Here is a 23,761-nt window from a genome sequence, read left to right as displayed (position 1 = left end):
CCGCTGCCGTCAGTCTGCCCGGGGGTTGCCCCCGAGCGTATCCGCGAGCCAGTCGACGAAGATCCGCACGCGCGGCGCGAGATGCCGGCCGGTCGGAAACACCACCGACACGGGCAGCGGCGTGGCATTCCATTCCGGCAGCACCTCGACCAGCGAGCCGTCGGCGAGCAGCGGCCCGAGCCCTTCGCGCGGCGCCTGGATCAGCCCGAGGCCCGCCAGACAGCACGCGAGATACGCCTGCGAGCTGTTGACCGACACGACGCTGCGCATCTTGACCGCGTGCAGCTGGCCCGAATCCATATCCGCATATTCCCAGTCCAGCTCGCGGCCCGTGCGGCTCGAGAAATAGCCGACCGCGACGTGGTCCGGCAGCTCGTCCGGCGAGCGCGGCGTGCCGTGCCGCTCGAGATACGCGGGCGCCGCGCAGTTGATCTGCGCCAGTTCGCCGATGCGCCGTGCGACGAGCGACGTATCGGACATCGCGCCGACCCGCACCGCGCAGTCGATGCCGTCGGCGACGAGGTCGACGAAGCGGTCGGTCGTGCCGATCACGACGCGCAGGTCGGGGTAGCGCGCGTGGAAACCCGGCAGCGCCGGAATCACCTGGTTCAGCGCGAAGCGTTCGGGCAGGTCGACGCGGATCGCGCCACGCGGCGTCGTGCCGGCGTCCTCGAACAGCGTTTCCGCATCGTCCAGATCGGCCAGCAGCCGCATGCAGCGCTCGTAATAGGTCGCGCCTTCGGCCGTCAGCGCGACGCGCCGCGTCGTGCGCTGCAGCAGGCGGACCTTCAGGTGCTTTTCCAGATACTGGACGGCGTTGCTGACCGTCGGGCGCGGCAGTTGCAACTGCTCGGCCGCTTTCGTGAAGCTGCCGAGATGGGCGACGCGCGCGAAGATGCGCATTGCTTGCAGATGATCCATGCGGGGCGGGTGCGTGGGTGGAGGGAGCAGGCTCCATTGTTAATCAGCGTCGAATGGTTTGGTTGAGTGTTTCGCGTTTATCGCGCGCCGCGATGCGCCCAGAATCCGGCCTGTTCATTCATCACTCGAGGAAACGGATATGGAAACGCGTGAACTGGGCCGGACCGGCCCGCGGGTGTCGGCAATTGCACTTGGTTGCATGGGGATGTCGGACTTCTACGGCCCGGCCGACCGCGACGAAAGCATCGCGACGCTGCACGCGGCGCTCGACCACGGCATCACGATGCTCGACACCGGCGATTTCTACGGGATGGGCGACAACGAGATGCTGATCCGCGACGCGCTGCGCGGCCGGGCACGCGACCAGGTGCTGATCAGCGTGAAATTCGGCGCGCTGCGCGATCCGCCCGGCGGGTTTGCCGGCTACGACGCGCGGCCGGTGGCGATCCGCAACTTCGTCACGTACTCGCTGAAACGGCTCGGCACCGACTACATCGACATCTACCGGCCGGCGCGCGTCGATCCGGCGGTGCCGATCGAGGAGACGATCGGCGCGATCGCCGATCTCGTGAAGGCCGGGTACGTGCGCCATATCGGCCTGTCGGAAGCCGGCGTCGACACGATCCGCCGCGCGGCGGCCGTCGCGCCGATCTCCGACCTGCAGATCGAGTATTCGCTGCTGTCGCGCGGCATCGAGGCCGGGATCCTGCCCGCGTGCCGCGAACTCGGGATCGGCGTCACGGCCTACGGCGTGCTGTCGCGCGGGCTGCTGGGCGGACGCTGGAGCACGGCGCGGCAAGGCGAGCGCGATTTCCGTGCGGCGAGCCCGCGGTTCCAGGGAGAGAACCTCGCGCACAACCTCGCGCTCGTCGATGCGCTGCGCGCCATCGCCGACGAGAAGGGCAGCAATCCGGCGCAGGTCGCGATCGCGTGGGCGCTGTCGCGCGGCGGCGATATCGTGCCGCTGATCGGCGCGCGCAAGCGGACGCAGCTTCAGGATGCGCTGAAGGCGATTGAGATGCAACTAACGGTCAATGAGATCGCTCGCATCGAAGCGGCGGTTCCCGCCGGGGCGGCTGCCGGTGAGCGTTATCCGGCCGCACAGATGGCGCACCTCGACAGCGAGCAAGGCCGGGGGTCATCTCACGGGGACTGATCGGCGCGGATCGGCAATGGTTTCGGAACAGGCTCTGCATTCGGCTCGAATCCGGGGGCTGGGGCTGGGGCTGGGGCTGGTGCTGAGGCTTGTGCTGAGGCTGGTGCTGAGGCCGGGCTGGCAACCCCGATTGCGGTGCATGGCTGGCCTGGCCCGACTTGACGCCGGCGGCGCAGGTTTCGCCGGCCCACGGCGCGCCAGCCCATCGGCACAATCGCGCCGCCGCCCATCCGGCAAGCCCTAGCCAGCCTCAGGCAAAACCAGATGGCGAGCGGCGCGATCGGAGTTCACCATCGGCGCCGTACTCAACCGGACGGAATGCCTTTCATGCACCTTCATACGCTGACGATCATCGCGGTGGTCTTCCTGCTGGCCGGCGCGGTCAAGGGGATGATCGGGCTCGGGTTGCCGACGATCGCGATGGGGCTGCTGACGCTTGCGATGCCGCCGTCGGCCGCCGCGAGCCTGCTGCTCGTGCCGTCGTTCGTCACCAACGTGTGGCAGTTGTGGCTCGGCCCTTCGTTCGGGCCGCTGCTGCGCCGGCTGTGGCCGCTGCTCGCCGGCCTGACGATCGGCACGCTGACGGGCGGGCTGCCCGCGCTCGCGGCCGGCAGCACCTGGACGCATGCGGCGCTCGGCATGGTGCTGATCCTCTACGGGCTGTGGGGGCTGGCCGCCGCGCGGCTGCCCGCGCCGGGCCGCCATGAAAAATGGCTGTCTGCCGTGGTCGGCTACCTGACGGGTGTCGTGACGGCCGCGACCGGCGTGTTCGTCGTGCCGGCCGTGCCGTACCTGCAGGCGCTGCGGCTGTCGAAGGACGACCTGATCCAGGCGCTCGGGCTGTCGTTCACCGCATCGACGATCGTGCTTGGCCTGCAGTTGCGCGTGACGGGCGCGCTGGAGACGGTCGATCTCGGCGTGTCGGCGCTCGCGCTCGTGCCGGCGCTGGCGGGCATGGCTAGCGGGCAATATGCTCGGCGTGTGATGAGCGAGAAGGCGTTCAAGCGCTGCTTCTTCGTCGGGCTGATCGCGCTCGGCGCATACATGGCGGCTTCGGGATGGCTGTAAGCGGGCCTCGCTGACGAGCGCGATGCCCGCGATCCACTGTCCGTGACGTGCCCGAAGCCGGTTTCGACATCAGCCGGCTTCAGGCGCGTTCACCGGGCGCAGGTCACTTCGCTCAGGCCGGGTCGGCGTACTTCAGCGTCCAACCGAACGTGCGGGTCGCGCCCGCGCCGAGGGCAAACGGCTTCGTCGTACACGCGAAGTTCGAATGCAGCTGGCCGATCGGCGTCGTCGACAGCGGGTTCGTCGTGCCGTTCACCGTGTCGAAGGTCGACAGCGCGCAGGTGTCGAACCCGGACGCCGCATAGCCGGTCGCGGCGCTGTTCGCGTAGGTCACCGACACGCCGTCGCCGTTCGCCTGCGTCGACGCGAAATCCGCGAACGACGTGAAGTCCGTCTCGACCGACAGGTTGCCGGTGAGCGAGCCCGTGCTCAGCGTGTCGCTGCGGGCGACCGAGCCGTGCGCGAACGTCAGCACCGTATGCACCTGCAGGTCGAGATCCGTCGTGTACGCCGCGTTCTTCGACGCGAGCCGGAACTTCGCGGTATCGAACGACACGATCACCTGCCCGTTGTTTTGCTGGACGTTCAGGTTCTTGTAGTACGTGACGGGAATGTAGGTCTTCCCGTTGTACGACACCTGCGGCACCAGCAGCGCGTAGCCGAGATCGGTCGTGCCGTAGATCAGCTTGTCCGAGAACGGTACCGGGTAGTACGGCGTGTACGAGTTGTAGTCGGGCGCCTGGCTGAGATTCAGGTTGATCACGCGCCGGCCGTCGCGCACGGTGACGAGCGCCGCACTGTACGGATGCGCGGCGTCGCCCGGCTGGTTGTACCAGGTGAGCGTGTAGTGCGGCAGCGCGTCGAGCCACGCGTTGTAGTCCGTATCGGCCATCGGCGCCTTGCCGCCGAAGCCGAGCTTGTTCCACCACGCGTTCACGTACAGGTACTGGTGCAGCAGGCTGAAGTTTTCGCCCATCACGCGCGGCTTGCCGCGATACGCGTCCGTGCCGCGGCCCTTGACCCACATGTTCACCGACGGCGTCGGCAGCGACGGGTCGTACCAGTACGTGTCGAAACGCTGCGCGGCCTGATAGATGAACTTGTATGCAACCTGCTTCTCCTGGTCGGACAGCACGCCGGCATTGGCCGCGGCCGTCAGCACTTCCATGAACGCCGAATCGCCGTACGGGCCGATCGAGCGGCCGTAGTTGAAGCCCTGGCCGTTCGCGTTCAACTGCGGCAGGATCAGGTCGACCGACTTGCGCAGATAGCCCTTCAGCTCGGGCGTGAGGTTCGCCTCGTTGCCCATCTCGAACGTGCGCTCGGTCACTTCACCGATCAGCAGCGTGCTGTAGCGGTCGAAGCGCGCCTGGTCGTAGTAGGTCGTGTGCGTGTTCGACGCTTCGTCCGAGAACCCGCCCGACGAGTCGTTGCGGATATGGTTCGTCAGCGTGTACAGCAGCGCGTCGCGCGCACCCATCGTCGCGACCGAGGGATCGGTCTTCGATGCAAACGACGGGCTGCTCCAGCCGAGCTTCTGGCGCAGCCCGGCAATTCCGTAGGACACCGCATAGTAGTTCTGCGCGGTGTTGAGCGATGCGATGTCGATCGGCGTGCCGGCCGCGGGGCACGTATCGGTCTTGCCGCTCGCATCGGGGCCGAACATGTCGCAGAAGGTGAGCCGCCGCTGCAGCGTCGCGAGCATCGCGTCGCTGAAGACTTCGTTGAGCATCCCGTGCGCCTTCAGGTTGTTCAGCGCGACGAGGTAGTAGTACTCGCCCCAGGACGTATTCGCATACGTGTAGTTGCTGCCCGACTGCGCCATCATCGCGGTCGTGATCGTCTGGTACGTCGCGAGGTAGCTGGCGTATTGCGGATCGTTCTTCGACTTCATGTCGATCAGGATGTACGACAGGCCGAGCGCGAGCTTGCCCGGCAGGAATTTGTCGCCGGTGTTCGTGTCGAGCACGTGGACCGGCGTGCCGTCGCCGAGATCCATCACGACCTGCGTGAAGTCGGACGATTTCCGGATCAGGTCGAACAGTGCGCGCATTTGGCCCATCATCGTGACCGGAATGTTCGCGCCGGCCGGCACGCTGGTGTCGGGCGCGCCGTAGACGAGCGCCTGCAGCGAGTTCGACGCGAGCGTCGGTGTCGTGGACGGGGGCGGCGAAGATGACGACGGTGGCGGCGTGTCGGTCACGTCGTTGCCGCCGCAGGCGCTGACGAACAGGACGGAAAGGGCGCTGAGCGCGGCGCCGAGCGCGAATCTGCTGCGCGGATGCATTGTGTCTCCAGTTTTGAATAGTGATGAAGCACGGGCGGGTGTGGCCGTTGCCGCGCTCGATGCCCGTACCCGGCCGCCGTCTTGCAACCCTGATCCCTGAAGACGGACGGCCTGAATCGCTTGTCGAGCGGGCAAGCGTTCTCCCTGCACGGGCCGTGACCGGCGTCGTGCGGATGTGTTGGAAAACGTTTTCCAAATTTAGGCAGCCATCGGCGTGATGTCAATGAACTTTCACGTCGGAAGGGGCGGGAAAAACCCGTAGGGTGGGAAGGCGGGAGTGAAGGGGGAGGGCGAAATTTTGCAGAATTTACCGGGATTTCTTCTTGGTAAGGCAGCGGGTGGCGAAGGATATCAATGCGGAAATGACGGCCGGAAGGAATGTCCGTCGATGCCAGCTCACTGGATTGAGAGAGAAAACGTTATCCATAAGGGTCGAGACGAATTCGACCGACATCGGGGCGCGATGGCGACGGGCAGCCACGCCGTTTCGTCGAGCCTAAAGCTGTGCCTCGATCGCCGTCTTGTCGATCACCGACCAGACCTGGCGGATCTTGCCGTCGTGAAACTCGTAGAACACGTTCTCGCAGAACGTGACCTTCCGGCCGTCGACGGCGAGCCCCATGAACGTCCCGCTCGGCGAACAGGCGAAGCGCAGCCGGCAGGCGATGCGCGGCGGCTCGCACACGAGCAGCCGGATGTCGAAACGGAGATCGGGAATGTCGCGGAAGTCCTGTTCCAGCATCGCGCGGTAACCGGCGAGGCCGAGTGGCCGGTCGTTGTGGATCACGTGGTCGGCGACATATTCGCCGAGCGCCGGCCAGTCCTGCCGGTTCAGGCAGTCGATGTATGCGCGGTAGCTGGTTGCGAGATCGGTGTCGGTCATGGCCGTGCCTCCGTATGTCGACGGGATGAGTCGGATGCGGCGCGCGTCACCGCGGCGTGGTTTCGCCCGACAGGAACGAGACAAACTCCCGCGTGTACTTCGGCAGCGCATCGAACGACCGCGCGCACAGCTTCAGCCGACGATGGCTCCACGCATCGGACAGCTCGACGAGCCGCACGTCCATCGTCTGCATCGCGCGCTCGGCCGCATGACGCGACACGATGCCGATGCCCACGCCGCTCGCGATCACGCGGCAGATCGCATCGAAGCTCTTCAACTGCACACGATAGCGGATCCGCTTGCCGAGCACGCGCGCCTGGTCGGCGAGATGCACCTGCAGTGCGCTGCCGTCGGTGAGGCCGATGAAGTCGGCATCGGCGATCGAGTCGAACGCGACCTTCTCCTGCGACGCGAGCGGATGCGCGGCCGGCACGACGACGATCAGCCAGTCCTCGCGGAACGGCTTCTGTTCGAGCCCGCCGAGCCCGACCGAATCGGCGACGATGCCGACCTCGGCCGTCTTGTTGCGGATCGCATGCACGATCTCCTGGCTCGAGCGCTCCTCGACGCTGATCGACAGCTTCGGATGATGCGGCAGGTAGTCGGCCAGCGCGTCGGGCAGGTATTCGCTCAGCGACGCCGTGTTGCACAGCAGCCGGATATGCCCGCGCAGCCCCTGACCGTATTGCTGCAGTTCGCCGCGCATGTGGTCGATCTGCTGCAGCACGGTGCGCGCGTGGTGTTCGAGCGCGCGGCCGGCATCGGTGGCCTGCGCCCCCGACTTGGTCCGGTGCAGCAGCGGCACGCCGAGCTCGTCCTCCATGCCGCGGATGCGCTCGCTCGCGGCCTGCAGCGTGATGTGGGTCCGCTCGGCGCCGCTCGTGATCGTGCCGGCCTCGCAGATGTTCAGGAAGAGCCGCAGGTCGGTCAGGTCGAAGCGCATGATGGGTGGGGCAATCGTATTGGAATGGCCGATAAGTTAGCAGGGAACCGCGGCCCGGGTCTCAGGCGCAGCTTGAGGCCCGATTCGCCGGTTCCGCATTTTCGGGGCGCGATCGATGGCGGATCATGGCCGCACATCAACCGGGGAGCCTGTCATGCAGATCGATCCGTCGTGGGGCGTGTCGTTCAAGATCGCGTTGCACGTGCTGTTCCTGTGCATCGGCATCGCGTGGGCCTGTTCCGAACTCGCCGCGTGGTTGCGTTGAACGTCGCGGCGATCGCCGCCTCGTGCCTATTGAAACAAATCCGTCATAGTTTCCCGGGGCGAAAATTCTTCCGCCTTCCTGCAAAAAGACCATCAAGTTTTCCTGAATCGGACCGTATTACCGGTAACGAATGCCGGCCGGCATCCGGTTCGTGATCGTTTGTCATCATTGTTTGCATCCGGTTACACGTCGGCCGTTCCGTTTTTGAGATGCTTGAAAGATTGTCAAACCGGAGTCGGATCGTCCATGAAAACGCGCGAGATTCACCGCAACGCGGCGTGGCTGCCAGGCTTGGCAGCCGTGCTCGTCATGGCCGGTTGTGCAAGCACGCAGTCCGTTCCGCCGAGCGACACGCTGGCGGGAATGCCTTCGCCGTCGAGCCAGCCCGCCGCTGCGCCGTCGGCCAATACACCGCCGCCGGCGCCGATTCTCGTCGCGCAGAAGTACGTCGTGAAGCGCGGCGACACGCTGACGGGCATCGCGTCCGCAAACGGCTGCAGCATGGCCGACCTGCGCACCTGGAACAAGCTGGGCGCAAACGGCAGGCTGCGCATGGGGCAGGTGCTGCGCATCGTCAAGCAGCAGCCGTTGCCGGCGCCGGGCGCGGCCGGCACGCAGGTAGCCGCATCGTCGGCGTCGGGCAATGGCGCGGCGAGCAACCCGGCAGCTACGCAGACCATCGCGTCGAATGCGAGCGACCGTCAGGTCGTCAAGGAAACGAAGCGGCATGCGGGCGGCGTCGCGCTCAAGTGGCCCGCGAGCGGCAAGATCGTCGACGGCTTCCGGCCGGGGCAGAACCGCGGCATCCAGATCGCCGGCCGGCCGGGCGACCCGGTCCGCGCCGCGGCCGACGGCCGCGTGATGTATGCGGGCACCGGCTTGAACGATTACGGCAGCCTGATCATCGTCCAGCACAACGCGGATTTCCTGACTGCCTATGCGCACAACCGCAAGCTGCTCGTGAAGACGGGCGACATCGTGCGTCAGGGCGACGAGATCGCCGAGATGGGCGACCTCGACAACTCGCGTGTCGCGCTGCTGTTCGAAGTGCGACGCGACGGCAAGCCGGTCAATCCGATGCCGTACCTGCCTTCGTCGCAAGGGTGAAGCCGGGCCGTTTCGCTGGAACGTCGCGGCGGTCGCTGCTACGCTAGGGTCTGTTCATGCAAGTCCCGCGCTTCGCGGGGCCGGCGGTCGTCTTTCGGGGATGCGTGGCGTAGGCCGTCGCGGGCCGGCCGCCGGCGTGAACGGGCACGCTGCTTCGACGCGTGCCCGAGCTGCTTCGTGCCACCGATTCCGACAGAACTCACGACATTCATGGAACACTCTCCGACACGCCGCTCGCTGTTGCTTGCCGCCGTTGCCGCGCCGTTCGTCGCCGCGTGCACGTCCGCGCCGGTCGCCGACCAGGGGCGCGCCCACACCGCCCAGGCTGAATTGACCGCGCTCGAGAAGGCCTCGAATGGCCGGCTCGGCGTCGCCGCGCTCGACACGTCGAACGGCGAGCGCATCGCGCACCATGCGCGCGAGCGCTTCCCGCTGTGCGGCACGTATGCGGTCGCCGCGGCGGCCGCGATGCTCGCGCGCGGCTCGCTCGACGCGTCGCTGCTGCCGCGCCGCATCCTGTACCGCCGCTATGAAATCGTTGCGGGCTCGCCGATCACCGAAAGCCACGTCGACACCGGCATGACGATCGAGCAGCTGTGCGCGGCGATGCTGCAGTCCGGCGACAAGGGCGCCGGCAACCTGCTGATGGGCGTGCTCGGCGGCCCGCAGGCCGTCACGGCGTTCGTGCGCGCGAGCGGCGACATGTCGTTCCGCCTCGATCACTGGGAACCCGAACTGAACAACGCCGCGCCCGGCGACGAACGCGACACGTCGACGCCGGTCGAGATGGTCGACACGCTGCAGCGGCTGCTGCTCGGCAACACGCTGCAGGAGCCGCAGCGCGCGCGACTGACGGAATGGATGGCCGGCGGCGCGCGCGGCGCGACCGGCATCGCGGCCGGCGTGCCGCCCGGCTGGCGCATCGCCGACAAGGCCGGCACGGGCGGTTACGGCACGACGACCGACATCGCGGTGCTGTGGCCGCCGTCGCGTGCGCCGATCGTGATGGCCGTGTCGTTCACGCAGCCGCAGGCCGCCGCGGCGGCCCGCGCGGACGTCGTCGCGTCGGCGGCGCGCATCGTGGCGGGCGCGCTGACCGCGACGGCCTGAGCGTCCCGCGCCTCGCGCAAAGCCGGCGTTTGGCTTATCGTGTCGGACAGTGCGCGCCGGGGTCGGCGCGCGGTCCTTCCGCGCCGTTTTTCCGTTTGCCTTCTTCATGCGCCGACTTCCGCCCCTGCACGCGTTGCAGATCTTCTCGACGGTGGCCCGCCACCGCAGCTTCACGCGCGCGGCCGAGCAGCTGTGCATCACGCAGGGCGCGGTAAGCCGGCAGATCCAGACGCTCGAGGCGCATTACGGTTTCCCGTTGTTCAAGCGGCATGCGAAGGGCCTCACGCTGACGGCGGAGGGCGAGCAGTTGCTGCCGGTGGTCAACGAGAGCTTCGCGCGGATCGAGGATATTTCGATGCGGCTCACGCGGCAGCGCACCGATCTCGCGCTGAAAGTGCCGACCTGCGTGATGCGCTGGATGCTGCCGCGCATCATGCGCTTCCAGGGCGAGCATCCCGATCTCCATGTGCAGATCACGACCGCGTGGCAGCACGTCGTCGATTTCTCGACCGAGCCGTTCGATGCGGCTGTCGTCTACGGCACGTCGCCGGGCGCCGGCGTGTTCGCGCTGCCGCTGTTCGACGAGCGGCTGACGCCCGTCTGCGCGCCCGAATTGCGGCAGACGTCGCCGCTCGATGCGGTCGGCGATCTCGCGCGCCATACGTTGCTGCATCCGACGCGTGACCACCGCGACTGGCGCGCGTGGCTCGATCACGCCGGCGAGCGCGGCGTCGATCCGGCACGCGGGCCGACGTTCGACACGCTCGATCTCGCGACGAACGCGGCGATGCAGGGCTTCGGCGTCGCGATCGGCGACGTGACGCTCGTCGACGACGACGTCAGCGCGCGCCGGCTGGAGCGCCCGTTCGACATCGTGCTCGAGACGGGCGCGCGCTATTTCTTCGTCTATCCCGAGAACCTCGGCAACCAGCAGAAGATCCGCGCGTTCAGCGACTGGATCGCGCGCCATCGCGATTGACCGGCGATCACGCAGGTACGCCGAACCGGCGCGCGGAATCCGTGGGATCCCGCGCGCCGGCGGACGGCTTTACTGGTACGTCACGACGGCGATCATCGGCGCCTGGTTGTTGCCCGAACGGTTCGGTAAAACGATTGCGCGCGAGGCCTGAGTAAAGGTCGTGGTCTTGATGGCCTGCTGGCTCGCCGCGTCGACGAACGCGATCTGGCCGGAGGCCGGGCGCGGACAGTCAGGACGGACCTGCCCGCGGGCGACATCGGCCGTATCGACCGCGAACGAGCAGGGCGGCTCGACGATCATGCCGGAAAAATAGATGGTGCCGGACGCGCCGGCGGCGAAGGACGAGGAAGTGGCCAGAAGCGAAGCAGCCAGGACGAACGAGGCGGCGATAGGGCGATGCTTCATGACAGGCTCCAGAGAGGAAGCGCGTCGCAGCGGGGCCGCTCGGGTGGCAGTCCGTCTAACGCTGCGATGCTGTATGCGTAAACGGCAAAACCATCGAAACTCTTGAGTGGAAAATTACCAATTTGGGATAGGAGCAAACGATTTCGTATTGCTGAATTCAATCTATGCCTGATTTGCGAGATATCAAATCAGGGTAATGCCGGTGGTGTACGCTCGACCGGAAAGCGGACGCCCAGTGCCGGTCGTCACGACAGGTCGTTGCGAAGTCAACGAGTTTACGGATCGTGGAAATGATGCGCGGGTGAATATCGGCGATCCAAAAGAAAACGGCCGCCCGGAAACGAGCGGCCGTTTTGCGTTGAAGCGGAAGGTGCGTCGTTCAGGCCGTGCGCTTGCGTACCGCGCCGACGACCACGAGCAGCACGATCGCGCCGATGATCGACGCGATCCAGCCCGCGCCCTGGCCCGGTGCGTACCAGCCGGCGGCGCGGCCGACGTAGCCGGCGACCAGCGAGCCGACGATGCCGAGCACGGTGGTCATCAGGATGCCCATCTTGTCGTCGCCGGGCTTGAGCGCGCGGGCGAGGAGGCCGACGATGAGCCCGACGACCAGGGTTTCGATGAATTGCAGCATGAACGCCTCCCTATTGCGGTTGAGCTGTTGACGAAAGAAAGTTGACCCGTGCGGCGCACAAGGGTTCCATGCGCGGCAGGGCGCCGCGTGGCGTGCGGAGTATCGCACGCCGGCTCGGCGCGCAGATGTCAGGCCGCCGGCGCGCCCGCCACCGGGTCGAGACGGCGATAGCCTTCGGTCGCGTTCAGCAGCGTGCGCGTGTAGTCGCGTGCCACTTGCCCGGCGCGTACGTCCTCGATCCGGAGCTGCTCGACGATCTGGCCATGCTGCATCACCGCGACGCGCTGGCACAGGAAGCCGATCACCGCGAGGTTGTGGCTGACGAGGATCATCGTCAGGTTGCGTTCGCGATGCAGGCGGCGCAGCAGGTTCAGGATCTCCGCCTGCACCGACACGTCGAGCGCCGACGTCGGTTCGTCGAGCAGCAGCACGCGCGGCTCGACGATCAGCGCGCGCGCGATCGCGACGCGCTGCCGCTGGCCGCCCGACAACTGGTGCGGATAGCGGAACCGGAACGCGGGGCCGAGGCCGACCTCGGACAGCGCGCGGGCGATGCGCGCATCGGTGTCGCCGATGCGATGGATCGACAGCGGCTCGCGCAGCGTCTGGTCGACCGTGAAGCGCGGATGCAGCGATGCGTACGGATCCTGGAACACCATCTGCACGTGACGGCGAAAGGCGCGATCGGGGGTGCCGCCCACCGGCCGGCCGTCGATCGACAGGCTGCCGGACGCGAGCGGCACGAGGCCCGTCAGCGCGCGCAGCAGCGTCGACTTGCCGGAACCCGATTCGCCGACGAGCCCGAACACCTCGCCGTCGCGCACCGCGAAGCTCGCGTCGCGCACGGCGTCGACGTGACCCGTGCGGGTCGGGAAACGGATCGATGCGTGATCGACGTCGATCATCGTGCGGCCTCCTGTCGATCGGCGGGCGTGCCGGCAGGCGACGCGGGTTCGAGCCACGCCGGATCGCGCCGCAGCACGGGCAGTTCGTCCGGCGGGTTCGCGAGCGGCGGGTTCGCCGCGAGCAGCCCGCGCGTATAGGGATGGGATGCGTCGCGCAAGTCGTGCGCGGCGCAGGTTTCGACCACGCGGCCCGCGTACATCACCGCGACGCGATCGCAGAACGACATCACGAGCGGCAGGTCGTGGCTGATGAACATCAGGCCCGTGTCGTGTCGCGCGATCATCGCGTCGAGCACGGCGAGCACCTGCATCGACACGGCGACGTCGAGCGCGGAAGTCGGCTCGTCGGCGATCAGCAGGCGCGGGCCGGTCGACACCATCATCGCGATCATCACGCGCTGGCCCATGCCGCCCGACAGTTCGTGCGGATACGCATCGGCGACGCGCGCCGGGTCGCGGATCTGCACGGCCGCGAGCGCGTCGACGATCCGTTCGCGCAGCGCGCGGCCGCGCAGGCCCGGCTCGTGCAGCCGGAACGCCTCGCCCATCTGCTTCGCGACCGTCATCACCGGGTTCAGCGAATATTTCGGGTCCTGCAGGATCATGCCCATCTGGCTGCCGCACAACCGCCGGCGTTCGCCCGGCGGCATCGCGAGCAGGTCGTGGCCCGCGAAGCGCATCGTGCGGGCCGACCAGCGCGCGGCGTCGGGCAGCAGGCCGAGCAGCGCGCGGCCCGTCAGCGACTTGCCGGAGCCCGATTCGCCGACGATGCCGAGCCGTTCGCCGGGCGCGAGCGTCAGCGACAGGTCGCGCACCGCGTCGGTGACGGTGCCGTCGTGGCCGCGAAAGCCGATCTTCAGGCCGTCGATCTCGCAGAGCGGCGCGGGCGAGGGGGCGGGATTCATCGGCATGTCATGCTCCATGGCGGGGATCGAAGACGTCGCGCAGCCCGTCGCCGAGCAGGTTGAACGCGAGGCTCACGAGCAGGATCGCGCAGCCGGGCAGCGTCGCGACCCACCATGCGTCGAGCAGCACGTTGCGGCCCGACGCGACCATGAAGCCCCATTCGGGGCTCGGCGGCTGCGCGCCGAGGCCGAGGAAGCCGAGGCCCGCGACGGTCAGGATGATGCCGGCCATGTCGAGCGTCGCGCGCACGATCACCGACGACATGCACAGCGGCACGATGTAGCGCAGCAGGATGCGCGGGCCCGACGCGCCCTGCAGGCGCGCGGCGTGAATGAAGTCGGCCTGCGCGATGCGGATCGTCTCCGCCCGCGCGAGCCGCGCATACGCGGGCCACGCGGTGATCGAGATCGCGACGACCGCGTTGATCACGCCCGGCCCGAGCGCGGCGGCGAACGCGAGCGCGAGCACGATCTTCGGGAACGCCAGCGCGATGTCGGTGACGCGCATCAGCACGCTGTCGACGAAGCCGCCGCAGTAGCCGGCCGTCGTGCCGATCAGCAGGCCGATCGGCACGACGATCACGACGACGAGGATGGCGATGCCGAGCGTGAGGCGCGAACCGGCGATCAGCCGCGAAAGGATGTCGCGGCCGAGCTGGTCGGTGCCGAGCCAGTGCGACGGCGAGCCGGGCGGCAGCAGCCGGTCGGACAGCACCTGGCGCAGCGGATCGTGCGGCATGATCAGCGGGCCGACGATCGCGACGACGATCAGCGCGACGAGAATCGCAAGCCCGAACAGGTTGAGCGGGTTCGCGGCGAAACGACGCCAGCGTCGGTACGCGAGGCCGAGTGCGGCCTGCGAGCGCGATGCGGGCGCGTCGGAGAGAAGCCACGCGCGCAGCGTGAGGCGCTCGGCGTTCATGACTGGACGACCTTCGGCATGGGCGATGAAAGAAGCTGGGGGGAAGCGGTCATGTCGGGGCGGCCCTCAGCGCGCACGCGGATCGAACACGCGGTACAGCGCGTCGGTCAGCAGGTTGACGGTGATGAACATCGCGCCGATCACGAGCGTCGCGCCGAGCACCGCGTTCATGTCGGCGTTCAGCAGCGCGCCGGTCAGGTACGAGCCGAGCCCGGGCCACGCGAACACGATCTCGGTCAGCACCGAGCCTTCGAGCAGGTTGCTGTACGTGAGCGCGATCACGGTGAGCAGCGGCACCATGATGTTGCCGAACGCATGCCGCCAGATCACGCGCCGTTCCGACAAGCCCTTCGCGCGTGCGGTGACGATGTATTCCTGGCTCAACTGGTCGAGCATGAACGAGCGCGTCATCCGGCTCAGGTACGCGACCGAGTAGTAGCCGAGAATCGCGGCCGGCAGCGCGATGTGCGACACCGCGTTGCGGAACACGTCCCACTCGCCCGCGAGCGCCGCGTCGATCAGCAGGCTGCCCGTGCGCGTGTCGACCATCCCGTCGTACACGGGATCGAGCCGGCCGGGCCCGCCGACCCAGTGCAGCCGCGCGTAGAACAGCAGCAGCCCCATCAGCCCGAGCCAGAACACCGGCACCGAATTGCCGATCAGCCCGACGAAGCGCGCGACGTGGTCGATCGGCCGGTTGTGCTTCACGGCGGCCGCGACGCCGAGCGGCACGCCGATCGCAATGCCGATCAGCGTCGCGATCGTCGCCAGTTCGAGCGTGGCCGGGAACACGCGCCTGATGTCGTCGAGCACGGGGTTCGCGGTCAGCAGCGACATGCCGAGATTGCCGTGCAGCACGTCGCGCGCATAGATCAGGAATTGCGTGGCGAGCGGCTTGTCGAGCCCGAGCGCGATGCGCTCGGCCGCGTACGCGTCGGCCGACGCGCGATCGCCGAGGATCGCGAGCACGGGATCGATCGGCACCTTGCGGCCGATCACGAACGTCAGCGCGAGCAGCCCCGCGAACGTGACGGCGAGCGTGAGCGCCCAGCGCAGCACGCGCAGGGCCCAGCGCACGGCCGGGCGCCGCGCGGGCAGCGTGCGCAGTGCTTCGAGGGAGGAGGCGGGTGTCGACATGCGGCGAATCTTATTGCTTCTTCAGGTTGCGGTACGACACGAGATCGTTGATCGGCCCGACTTCGAGCCCGCTCACGCCGGGCCGCGTCGCGACCTGCGCGACTTTCTCGAACATGATCACGAACGGCGAATGCGCGAGCATGTCCTTCTGCATCGCCTGATACCGTTGCGCACGTTTCGCGGCGGTCGGTTCGGCGAGCGCGGCGTCGGTTTCCTTCGTCAGTTGCGGGATGTCCCAGCTGTTGCGCCAGGCCAGCATTTTATAGCTCGACTTGTCGGAATTGTCCGGGTTCCATGCAAAACCCTGCGCGTTGCTGTGCGGGTCGATGTAGTCGGCCGACCATTCGCCGATGTAGATGTCATGCTGGCGCGCGCGGTATTTCGCGAGCGTCTGCTTGTTGTCGCCGGGGATCAGCTGCACCTTGATGCCGGCCTGCGCGAAGTTGGCCTGCACGGCCTGCGCGATTTCGGTGTACGGATAGTCGTTGCGCACGTCCATCGTCACCGAAAAGCCGTTCGGCACGCCGGCCTTCGCGAGCAGCGCCTTCGCCTTCGCGACGTCGAGCTTGTACGGGTTCGCGTTCAGCGTGCCGAGGAAGCCTTCGGGCAGGAAGGTCTGGTGCACCTTGTAGGTCGTCTTCACCACGTTGGCCTGGATGCCCGCATAGTCGACCAGCCACTTCAGCGCTTCCTGTACCTCCGGTTTCGCGAGCGTCGGGTTCTTCGTGTTCAGGCCGAGATACAGCAGCGTCGCCTGCGGCGAGGCCGACACCTTCGCCTTGCCGGATTTCACGACCGACGCCAGATCGTCGGGGCTCAGGTCGCGCGCCGCGTCGACGTCGCCGTTTTCCAGCAGCAGGCGCTGGCTTGCGGCTTCGGGCACGTGGCGCAGCACGATGCGCTTCATCGCGAGCGGCAGACGGTAGCCATCGAAGCGCTGCAGCACGACGCTGTCGCCGGCCGTCCATTTCACGAGCTTGTAGCCGCCGGAGCCTGCCTCGTTGGTCTTCAGCCACGCATTGCCGAAGTCGTTGCCCTGCTGGTGCGACAGCAGCAGCTTCTTGTCGACCACCGAGGCGGGCCACGAGCCGAGCACGTTCAGCACGAAGGTCGGGGCGTACTTCTGGTCGGTGGTGACCGATACCGTCAGGTCGTCGAGCCTCTTCACGTTGGCGACGACGTTCGCCTTCGTGAGCCCGATGCCGGTCAGCACGGCGGCCGGGCCCTTGTCGAGCAGCACGGCGCGCTGGATCGACCACGCGACATCGTCGGCCGTCAGCGGGTTGCCCGAGTGGAACTTGAGGCCGGGGCGCAGCTTGAACGTGTAGGTCAGGCCGTCGGTGCTCACCGTCCACGACTGCGCGACGTCGCCGTTGAATTTCGACGGATCGCGCAGATCGACGCGCACGAGCCGGTCGTACGTGTTCGCGACGTATTCCTCGGGCACCAGCTCGTAGATCTCGCCCGGGTCCAGCGTCGTGAATTCGTCGAGCAGCGTGGCCATCACGAACATGTCCTTCGGCGTTTCCGCGCGCGCGGCGGAAAGCGGAACGGCGGCGAGAACGGACGCGGCGGCCAGCGCCGCGACGAGCCGGGATGTCAGCAATTTCATGTGCGCTCCATCGGTTGTCGAACGTGAACGGGAAGGGGGACGTGCATCACATCAGGTGCCACGGGCCGCTGTCGGCATTGTCGATCTGCGGCAGCGCGCACGAGCCCGGCAATTCGTAGTGCCACCACTCGCTGTCGATGTGCGCGAAGCCGGCCGCGTGCATCACGCCGAGCAGCAGCAGGCGGTTGCGCTGCACCGCTGCCGGCAGCCCCGCGTGGAAGTGGCCCGACTCGGCGACCATCTCGTCGAATCCGGTACCCATGTCGAGCGGCTTGCCGTCCGCGCCGACGAGCGTCAGGTCGAGCGCGGTGCCGCGGCTGTGATTCGAGCCGCGACCGAGATCGGCGATGAAGTTCGGATCGGGCAGGAAATCCCACAGCACCTGCTGCGCCTGCGGCGGCCGGTACGCGTCGTAGAGGCGCAGCGTGAAGCCGGCTTGCGCCGCGATGGTCACCGCGCGGCGCAGCGCGGCTTCGGCCGGCGCCAGCAGCAGGCAGTGCGCGCGGCGGTAGATCGGCTTGCCCGTCAGGTTGCGGTCGGTCGCGTAGACGAGATCGATGTCGACGCGATGCGTGGCGGACGTGATTTCAACGAGACGGGGAGCGTTCATCGGCGGTTCGGCAGGCACTCGCATTCAGGATTCGAATTGATCGAACGTGCGCTGCAGTTCGCGGTTGCGCGCGACGCGCCGGTCGATCGCGGGGCCGAGGCGGTCGACCACGGCCGTGATCAGCAGGTTGAACAGGCAGGTGAGCGGCGCGAGCGAATCCCAGAACTGGCCGACGTCGGTCTTCACCTGCAGCAGGTCGGCCGGCCAGTCGCGCGCCCACGGGCACGAGAGATCGGTGACCAGCGCGAACGGCTGCCCGCGCTCCGCGGCCGCCTGGCAATAGCGGCGCGCGCTGCGCGAATACGCGCGTGTATCGGTGACGATGCAGTACGGCCGCTCGAATTCGGAGTTCAGCGAATCGACGTACGAGCCCGACTGGCCGTCCGAATAGAACACGCGCGGGCGCAGGTATTCGAGGTAGCTGCTGAACGCATTGCTGATCCCGCGCGTCGACTGGATGCCGAGGATGAACACGGCGTCCGCCTGCGCGATCCGGTCGGCCACCTGCGCGAACACCGCGCCTTCGGCGAGCCGGTACACGTGGCGGATCGCATCGAGCTCGCGCTCGAGCGACGACGCGAGCGGACCCTCGCGGCCGTTGCCGTCGGGTTCGGCCGGTTGCGTGCCGGCGACGCGGCGGTATTCGTCGAGCCGGTCGGTGATCATCCACGGGCGGTCGCCGCCGCCGCGCAGTTCGCGCTTCAGGTCGTCGAGGTTGCGGTAGCCGACGCTGCGCAGGAAGCGCCCGACCGAGATCCCGCTGGTACCGGCCTGCTGCGCGATCTGGTCGGCCGTCTCGAGCCCGAGCCGGTCGAGGTTCGCGAGCATGTAGCTCGCGATGCGCTTGGCGGTCGGCGTCAGCTCGGCATAGCGGGATTCGACGGTACGGGCAAACGCGCAGGTCATCGGCTGTTAGATCGTTGTCGTCGGGTGATCGAATGTCATCCATCTAACAAAGCCAAAATCATCCGCGCCAGCGGATAAAAACTATGGTGTGAGGATAGGTGATAGGGGCGAAGGGGGCGTGAGCAGGGCGGTGGATTATTCCTGACAGGCATATTTTGCGTTTATGCCTGACAGGAATATTTGACCAGCCACCGACGGTTGAATTTCCACCCTTACTTGATCCGACCGGTTCGCCTGCGTCCCACATCCCTCAATCATTACAAAACTAAAGAGAATCAGATTAACTCATCAATTCAGGTTAATAATTCATTTAATTTTTAGATGAATATGGATTTAACTTGCGTCACGGGATGTTCGATTTTCGATAATCCGAAAAACGGCATGTGTTCCGTAAATGAAAATTCGCTCAATCGCAGGCATGAAGAGGAAATCATGACGAATCTTTCTCGACGCAAGATGCTGGCTGGAACGGCCGGCGCCATTGCCGCGGCGGGTATCGCCGTATCGGCCAAGGCTGCTTCGTTCGGTAATCCGGACCGCCCGCCGGAAGGCGCGGTGAATGCGCGCAACCGCCAGAGCCTGACCGACCCGGGGCCCCAAAACCCGGCAATCGCCAATCAATTCCCGTCCTTTCAGGATCCGCCGGCCACCGATATCAATGGGATGCCGTTATTCTGGGCGTCATTCAATAACGCCCATAAACGCATTCAAAATGGCGGATGGGCGCGTGAAGTCACGCAGGACGATTTTGCGATTTCCGAAACCATTTCCGGCGTCAACATGCGCCTCACACGCGGCGGCATTCGCGAGATGCACTGGCACCAGCAGGCCGAGTGGGCCATCATGCTCGACGGCCGCTGCCGGATCACGGTACTCGACGAACTCGGCAGGCCATCGGTGCAGGACGTGAAAACCGGCGATCTCTGGTATTTCCCGCCCGGCCTGCCGCATTCGCTGCAGGGCCTCGGCACCGACGGCGCCGAATTCCTGCTCGCGTTCGATAACGGCCGCGCGTCCGAATTCAACACGCTGCTGCTGACCGACTGGATCGCGCACACGCCGCCCGACGTGCTTGCGCTCAACTTCGGCGTGCCGGCCGACGCGTTCAAGAACATTCCGCTCGACAACCTGTGGATCTTCCAGGGCGACGAACCGGGCCCGCTCGCACAAGCGCAGCGCGCATCGGCGTCGTCGGCCGGGGCGCCGCCGCATCCGTTCATCTTCTCGCTCGGCGACATGAAGCCGGTCAGGAAGACCCGCGGCGGCGAAGTGCGGATCGCGGACAGCACGAACTTCAACGTGTCGACCACGGTCGCGGCGGCGCTCGTCACCGTGCATCCGGGCGGCATGCGCGAGCTGCACTGGCACCCGAACGCGGACGAATGGCAGTACTACCTGCAGGGCGACGCACGGATGACCGTGTTCGACACCGGGCCGAAGGCGCAGACGGCCGACTTCCGCGCGGGCGACGTCGGCTACGTGAAGAAGAGCCTGGGGCACTACGTGCAGAACACCGGCAGCACCGATCTGGTGTTCCTCGAGATCTTCAAGACCGACCGCTATGCGGAAGTGTCGCTGTCCGACTGGCTCGCGCATACGCCGCCGCAGCTCGTCGAAGCGCACCTGAACGTCGCGCCGGACGTGATCGCGCAGTTTCCGCGCAACCGTCCCGACGTCGTGCCGCTGTAAAGCCGCCGCCTCGGCCGGCAGGCGGCATGCCGGCCACGGCGCCCGAACTTCAGGAATCCTTCCTCATTCGAACGGAACCTCACCATGATTCCCGTCACGAGCAAACGTGCCGGCGGCTTCGCGCTGCCCGACCTGTCCACCGCGCACCCCGACGGCGCGGCGCGCGCCGCGCTGGAAGGGCGCCGCACCGGCGTCGCCGCGCTGCTGCCGTTCGTCGGCCCGGCCGTGATCGCGTCGATCGGCTACATGGATCCCGGCAACTTCGCGACCAACATCCAGGCCGGCGCCGCATACGGCTACCGGCTGCTGTGGGTCGTGCTGGCCGCGAACGCGATCGCGATGCTGTTCCAGGCGATGTCCGCGAAGCTGGGCATCGTGACCGGCCGCAATCTCGCCGAGTTGTGCCGGGACCGTTTTCCCGCGCCGGTCGTGTGGGGCATGTGGATCGCGTCCGAGATCGCCGCGATGGCGACCGACCTCGCCGAATTCCTCGGCGGCGCGCTCGCATTCGGGTTGCTGTTCCACCTGTCGCTGTTCGCGGGAATGATCGCGACGGCGCTTGCGACCGGCGCGGTCCTCGCGCTCGAAAAGCGCGGCTTCCGGCCGCTGGAAGCCGCGATCGCGGCGCTGGTCGGCGTGATCGGCGCGTGCTATCTCGGCGAGCTGCTGATCGCGCCGCAGGACTGGCGTGCGGCCGCGTTCCACCTGGTCGTCCCGCAGATTCCGGATCACGCGGCGCTGACGATCGCGGTGGGGATCATCGGCGCGACGATCATGCCGCACACGCTGTATCTGCATTCGGGTCTCACCCAGGATCGCACCGCGCCGCGCGACGACACGGAGCGGCGGCGGCTCGTGCGCTTCTCGAACCGCGAGGTCGTCGTCGCGCTCGGGCTGGCCGGGTTCGTGAATCTCGCGATGGTGATGATGGCATCGTCGGCGTTTCACGCGAGCGCGCCGGGCATGACCGACATCGGCGACGCGTATCACACGCTGATCCCGGTGCTCGGGCCGGCGGCCGGCGCGCTGTTTCTCGTCGCGCTGCTGACGTCGGGCGTATCGAGTTCGGTGGTCGGCACGATGGCCGGGCAGGTCGTGATGCAGGGTTTCATCCATCGCCGCGTGCCGGTCTGGGTGCGGCGCGCGGTGACGGTCGTGCCCGCGTTCGCGGTGGTCGCGCTCGGCTGCGACGTGACGCGCGCGATGGTCGCGAGCCAGGTCGTGCTGAGTTTCGCGCTGCCGCTGCCGATGATCGCGCTGCTGTTGCTGTCGGCGCGCGCGGACGTGATGGGCGCCTACGCGATGCGGCTGCCGCTGCGGATCGTCGCCGGCGCGACGACGGTCGTGATCGTCGGGTTGAATGCGTACCTGGTGTGGGCGGCCTTCAATTGAACGGCCGCGGGCCGGCGGCCTACTGCTGCATGTCCGGCGCCTCGCGAAGCCGCCAGATCACGTTGCACTGCTGGCCGCCGAGGCTCGTCGAGCGCAGCGTGATGACGGTGCCGGCCACGATCCGATACGAGAAATGCGCCATCAGCTCGGTGCCCTTGCGCTGGGGCTGCCCGTCGACCAGCACCTCGCACAGCAGCGGCGACGGCGAGCCGGATGGATGCGTGACGTAGACGTTCAACCGCGCGATGTCGCGGGTCGCGGTGAGCACGATTTCGTGGTTTCCGCTGCCGATCAGCATCGTGCCGCCGGGTTCGTCGATCGCCTGCAGGTAGGCGCCGGTGCTTTCCTCGATCGCCGCGGCCGTGACGGCCAGCCCGGCCGAGCGGACGTAGCCGGTCGCCGCGATGCGCGCGGCAACCGTGCCGGATTGCGCCGGCGTGCCGTCCGACAGCGCGAACGGCATGCCGTCGCGCAGCGCGGCGTCGGTGTGGTTCGCGTAGTAGCGCCACCGGTCCAGGAAGCGGATGTCGCCGGTCATGTGCAGCGCGCGGATCGGCTCGCCGTGATAGCGGAGCGTCGTCGTGCCGGTGCTCGCATCGAACGCTTCGTGAATGCCGTACTTGCTGACGAAGTTCTGGACCGGATCGAGCAGCGCGGTTTCACCCTGTGCGCTCCACAGGTGCAGGAAGGTCGTATCGATTCCGAAGCATTCCTGGAAATCGGTGCCGATGCGGGCGATGCAGTCGCGCAGGTGGCTGGCGTAGCGTGTCCAGGCATCGGCGGTCCCGGCCACGAGCCCGGCCTGCAAGGCGCCGCCGTGGCGCGCGGAGACTTCGTCGACGACGAGACGCCAGTGATGGTCGCGCCGCTCGCCGATCAGCGGCGTGACGACGAACGTGCAGAACAGCGGGTCGGGGCACGCGTGGATCCGGTCGTCGCCGATCTGCGAGAACAGGTCGAACCCCGGCGCGCAGAACCAGATGTCGGCGTCGTACAGCGCGAGCTTGCGAATCTGCGGGTGGCGCGCGCAATACTCGGCGGCCTCGATGAAGCGGCCGACCGGCAGCGCATACGCGCCCGACGCCTCGATCACGTCGACCGACTGGCTCGCCAGGATCTGCCGCTTGCGTTCGGTGAGGCCGTAGCCGATCACCGCGATCCGGCCGTCGTAGCCGGTGTGCCGCAGCGACAGCAGGAACGGCACGAGCATTTCGTACCAGGCGCGATTGTTGTCGTTGATCGCCACGCAGACCGCGTGCTCGCTCGAATGCATGTTCTTTCCCCGGTGGGCGTGCCCGGCTCAGTAGCCGACGTGGCGCTCGCAGACGACCGCGCCGCAGCCGCGGCTGTCGTGATACGTAATATGAAACTGCTTGTTGTCCCACAGCCACTGGAACACGGCTTGATATACGCCGGCCGTGGTCATGTCGTGCAGCACGATCTTCTTGCGCGCCAGCGGGCCGAAGCGGTTCAGTTCGGCGAGCGTCTGCTCGTACGTATGCGTGGTGTCGATGAACAGCAGGTCGGATGCCAGCGGTTCCATCGCCAGATCGTCGGCGATCCTGAATTCGAAGTCGACCGACAGGTCTTTCGCGGCCTGCTCCAGTTCGTGCCGGATGCGGAAGTGCTCGTCGGAGATGTCGACCGACACGAGGCGCTTCGGTTGCGCGAGCATGAAGGCCGTCGTGGTCAACCCGGTGAACACGCCGAGCTCGAGGATGGTGTCGCACCCGATCGCCGTTTCCGTATAGAAGTCGAAGCGGGAAGGGCTGTCGCCGAGCCAGCCGATCGGTTCGATCTGGTACTGCAGGAATTCCAGTCTCAGTTGTTGTAGCGTGCGCATCCTGTTTTCCTTCGCGAACCGGATTCGGTGGTGGGTGCCATCGCCGGGATCGGCTGGCCCCCGCGGTGCCGGCCATTGTAGA

At 67.1% G+C, this 23,761-nt stretch carries 22 protein-coding genes; 7 read left to right on the top strand and 15 right to left on the bottom strand.

Annotated features, from left to right (window positions below; translation table 11 throughout):
* Positions 1 to 9 precede the first annotated feature (9 nt).
* Positions 10 to 921, bottom strand: coding sequence for a LysR family transcriptional regulator (locus LGM89_RS01710; RefSeq protein WP_089496703.1), 912 nt, complete (start codon positions 919 to 921; stop codon positions 10 to 12).
* A gap of 139 nt (positions 922 to 1,060) precedes the next feature.
* Between LGM89_RS01710 and LGM89_RS01705 the strand changes: the two genes are divergently transcribed.
* Positions 1,061 to 2,077, top strand: a complete 1,017-nt coding sequence (locus LGM89_RS01705; protein ID WP_226272104.1) for an aldo/keto reductase — start codon at positions 1,061 to 1,063, stop codon at positions 2,075 to 2,077.
* A gap of 327 nt (positions 2,078 to 2,404) precedes the next feature.
* On the top strand, positions 2,405 to 3,145 hold the full coding sequence (locus tag LGM89_RS01700; protein ID WP_089496705.1) for a sulfite exporter TauE/SafE family protein: 741 nt from the start codon (positions 2,405 to 2,407) through the stop codon (positions 3,143 to 3,145).
* 112 nt (positions 3,146 to 3,257) lie between these two features.
* Here LGM89_RS01700 and LGM89_RS01695 read toward each other — a convergent pair whose 3' ends face one another.
* From LGM89_RS01695 to LGM89_RS01685, 3 genes are all read right to left on the bottom strand, one after another.
* Positions 3,258 to 5,432, bottom strand: coding sequence for a hypothetical protein (locus tag LGM89_RS01695; protein WP_226272103.1), 2,175 nt, complete (start codon positions 5,430 to 5,432; stop codon positions 3,258 to 3,260).
* Between the two features lie 496 nt (positions 5,433 to 5,928).
* Positions 5,929 to 6,315: an ester cyclase gene (locus tag LGM89_RS01690; RefSeq protein ID WP_226272102.1), complete on the bottom strand. Its 387-nt coding sequence runs from the start codon at positions 6,313 to 6,315 to the stop codon at positions 5,929 to 5,931.
* Positions 6,316 to 6,361: 46 nt separating this feature from the next.
* Complete coding sequence (locus tag LGM89_RS01685) at positions 6,362 to 7,258, bottom strand: LysR family transcriptional regulator (RefSeq protein WP_226272101.1); 897 nt, start codon at positions 7,256 to 7,258, stop codon at positions 6,362 to 6,364.
* Between the two features lie 511 nt (positions 7,259 to 7,769).
* On the opposite strand from LGM89_RS01685, the gene LGM89_RS01680 reads away from it, so the two are divergent.
* From LGM89_RS01680 to LGM89_RS01670, 3 genes are all read left to right on the top strand, one after another.
* On the top strand, positions 7,770 to 8,630 hold the full coding sequence (locus tag LGM89_RS01680) for a peptidoglycan DD-metalloendopeptidase family protein (protein WP_226202892.1): 861 nt from the start codon (positions 7,770 to 7,772) through the stop codon (positions 8,628 to 8,630).
* 210 nt (positions 8,631 to 8,840) lie between these two features.
* Entirely contained in the window at positions 8,841 to 9,740 is a 900-nt protein-coding gene (gene bla / locus LGM89_RS01675; RefSeq protein WP_226272100.1) for a class A beta-lactamase, read from the top strand.
* 106 nt (positions 9,741 to 9,846) lie between these two features.
* The gene (locus LGM89_RS01670; protein ID WP_089442238.1) at positions 9,847 to 10,719 is read left to right on the top strand and encodes a LysR substrate-binding domain-containing protein; all 873 of its coding nucleotides are present in this window, start codon (positions 9,847 to 9,849) and stop codon (positions 10,717 to 10,719) included.
* Positions 10,720 to 10,788: 69 nt separating this feature from the next.
* Here the strand turns inward: LGM89_RS01670 and LGM89_RS01665 are convergent, their stop codons facing one another.
* From LGM89_RS01665 to sapR, 9 genes are all read right to left on the bottom strand, one after another.
* Entirely contained in the window at positions 10,789 to 11,124 is a 336-nt protein-coding gene (locus tag LGM89_RS01665) for a type 1 fimbrial protein (protein ID WP_089496711.1), read from the bottom strand.
* 379 nt (positions 11,125 to 11,503) lie between these two features.
* The gene (locus LGM89_RS01660) at positions 11,504 to 11,758 is read right to left on the bottom strand and encodes a GlsB/YeaQ/YmgE family stress response membrane protein (protein ID WP_089496712.1); all 255 of its coding nucleotides are present in this window, start codon (positions 11,756 to 11,758) and stop codon (positions 11,504 to 11,506) included.
* A 128-nt stretch (positions 11,759 to 11,886) separates the two neighbouring features.
* Positions 11,887 to 12,663 carry an ABC transporter ATP-binding protein gene (locus LGM89_RS01655; RefSeq protein WP_089496713.1) on the bottom strand — a complete coding sequence of 259 codons (777 nt, stop codon included), beginning with the start codon at positions 12,661 to 12,663 and terminating at the stop codon, positions 11,887 to 11,889.
* Entirely contained in the window at positions 12,660 to 13,574 is a 915-nt protein-coding gene (locus LGM89_RS01650) for an ABC transporter ATP-binding protein (protein ID WP_226272099.1), read from the bottom strand. Before LGM89_RS01650 ends, LGM89_RS01655 begins: the two co-directional genes overlap by 4 nt.
* Before the next feature lies 1 nt (position 13,575).
* Positions 13,576 to 14,490, bottom strand: coding sequence for a nickel transporter permease (gene nikC, locus LGM89_RS01645; protein WP_226272098.1), 915 nt, complete (start codon positions 14,488 to 14,490; stop codon positions 13,576 to 13,578).
* A gap of 66 nt (positions 14,491 to 14,556) precedes the next feature.
* Positions 14,557 to 15,627 (bottom strand): ABC transporter permease, encoded by a 1,071-nt coding sequence (locus tag LGM89_RS01640; protein WP_089432870.1) that lies wholly within the window; start codon positions 15,625 to 15,627, stop codon positions 14,557 to 14,559.
* A gap of 10 nt (positions 15,628 to 15,637) precedes the next feature.
* Positions 15,638 to 17,239: an ABC transporter substrate-binding protein gene (locus LGM89_RS01635; RefSeq protein WP_226272097.1), complete on the bottom strand. Its 1,602-nt coding sequence runs from the start codon at positions 17,237 to 17,239 to the stop codon at positions 15,638 to 15,640.
* 46 nt (positions 17,240 to 17,285) lie between these two features.
* Complete coding sequence (ddpX, locus tag LGM89_RS01630) at positions 17,286 to 17,849, bottom strand: D-alanyl-D-alanine dipeptidase (protein ID WP_226272096.1); 564 nt, start codon at positions 17,847 to 17,849, stop codon at positions 17,286 to 17,288.
* 24 nt (positions 17,850 to 17,873) lie between these two features.
* Complete coding sequence (sapR, locus tag LGM89_RS01625; protein WP_226272095.1) at positions 17,874 to 18,755, bottom strand: sap1 transcriptional regulator SapR; 882 nt, start codon at positions 18,753 to 18,755, stop codon at positions 17,874 to 17,876.
* 432 nt (positions 18,756 to 19,187) lie between these two features.
* Here sapR and LGM89_RS01620 point away from each other — a divergent pair, with 432 nt between their 5' ends.
* Complete coding sequence (locus tag LGM89_RS01620) at positions 19,188 to 20,444, top strand: oxalate decarboxylase family bicupin (RefSeq protein WP_089496718.1); 1,257 nt, start codon at positions 19,188 to 19,190, stop codon at positions 20,442 to 20,444.
* Between the two features lie 84 nt (positions 20,445 to 20,528).
* Positions 20,529 to 21,836, top strand: coding sequence for an Nramp family divalent metal transporter (locus LGM89_RS01615; protein WP_226272094.1), 1,308 nt, complete (start codon positions 20,529 to 20,531; stop codon positions 21,834 to 21,836).
* Positions 21,837 to 21,855: 19 nt separating this feature from the next.
* Here the strand turns inward: LGM89_RS01615 and LGM89_RS01610 are convergent, their stop codons facing one another.
* Together LGM89_RS01610 and LGM89_RS01605 are read right to left on the bottom strand one after the other, a co-directional pair.
* Positions 21,856 to 23,109, bottom strand: a complete 1,254-nt coding sequence (locus LGM89_RS01610; RefSeq protein WP_226202904.1) for a hypothetical protein — start codon at positions 23,107 to 23,109, stop codon at positions 21,856 to 21,858.
* Positions 23,110 to 23,136: 27 nt separating this feature from the next.
* Entirely contained in the window at positions 23,137 to 23,679 is a 543-nt protein-coding gene (locus LGM89_RS01605) for a class I SAM-dependent methyltransferase (RefSeq protein WP_089496721.1), read from the bottom strand.
* Positions 23,680 to 23,761: the final 82 nt, after the last annotated feature.

Source organism: Burkholderia sp. AU31624, assembly GCF_020420065.1.
Taxonomy (GTDB): Bacteria; Pseudomonadota; Gammaproteobacteria; order Burkholderiales; family Burkholderiaceae; genus Burkholderia.
This window is presented reverse-complemented; position numbering and strand designations above follow the sequence as displayed.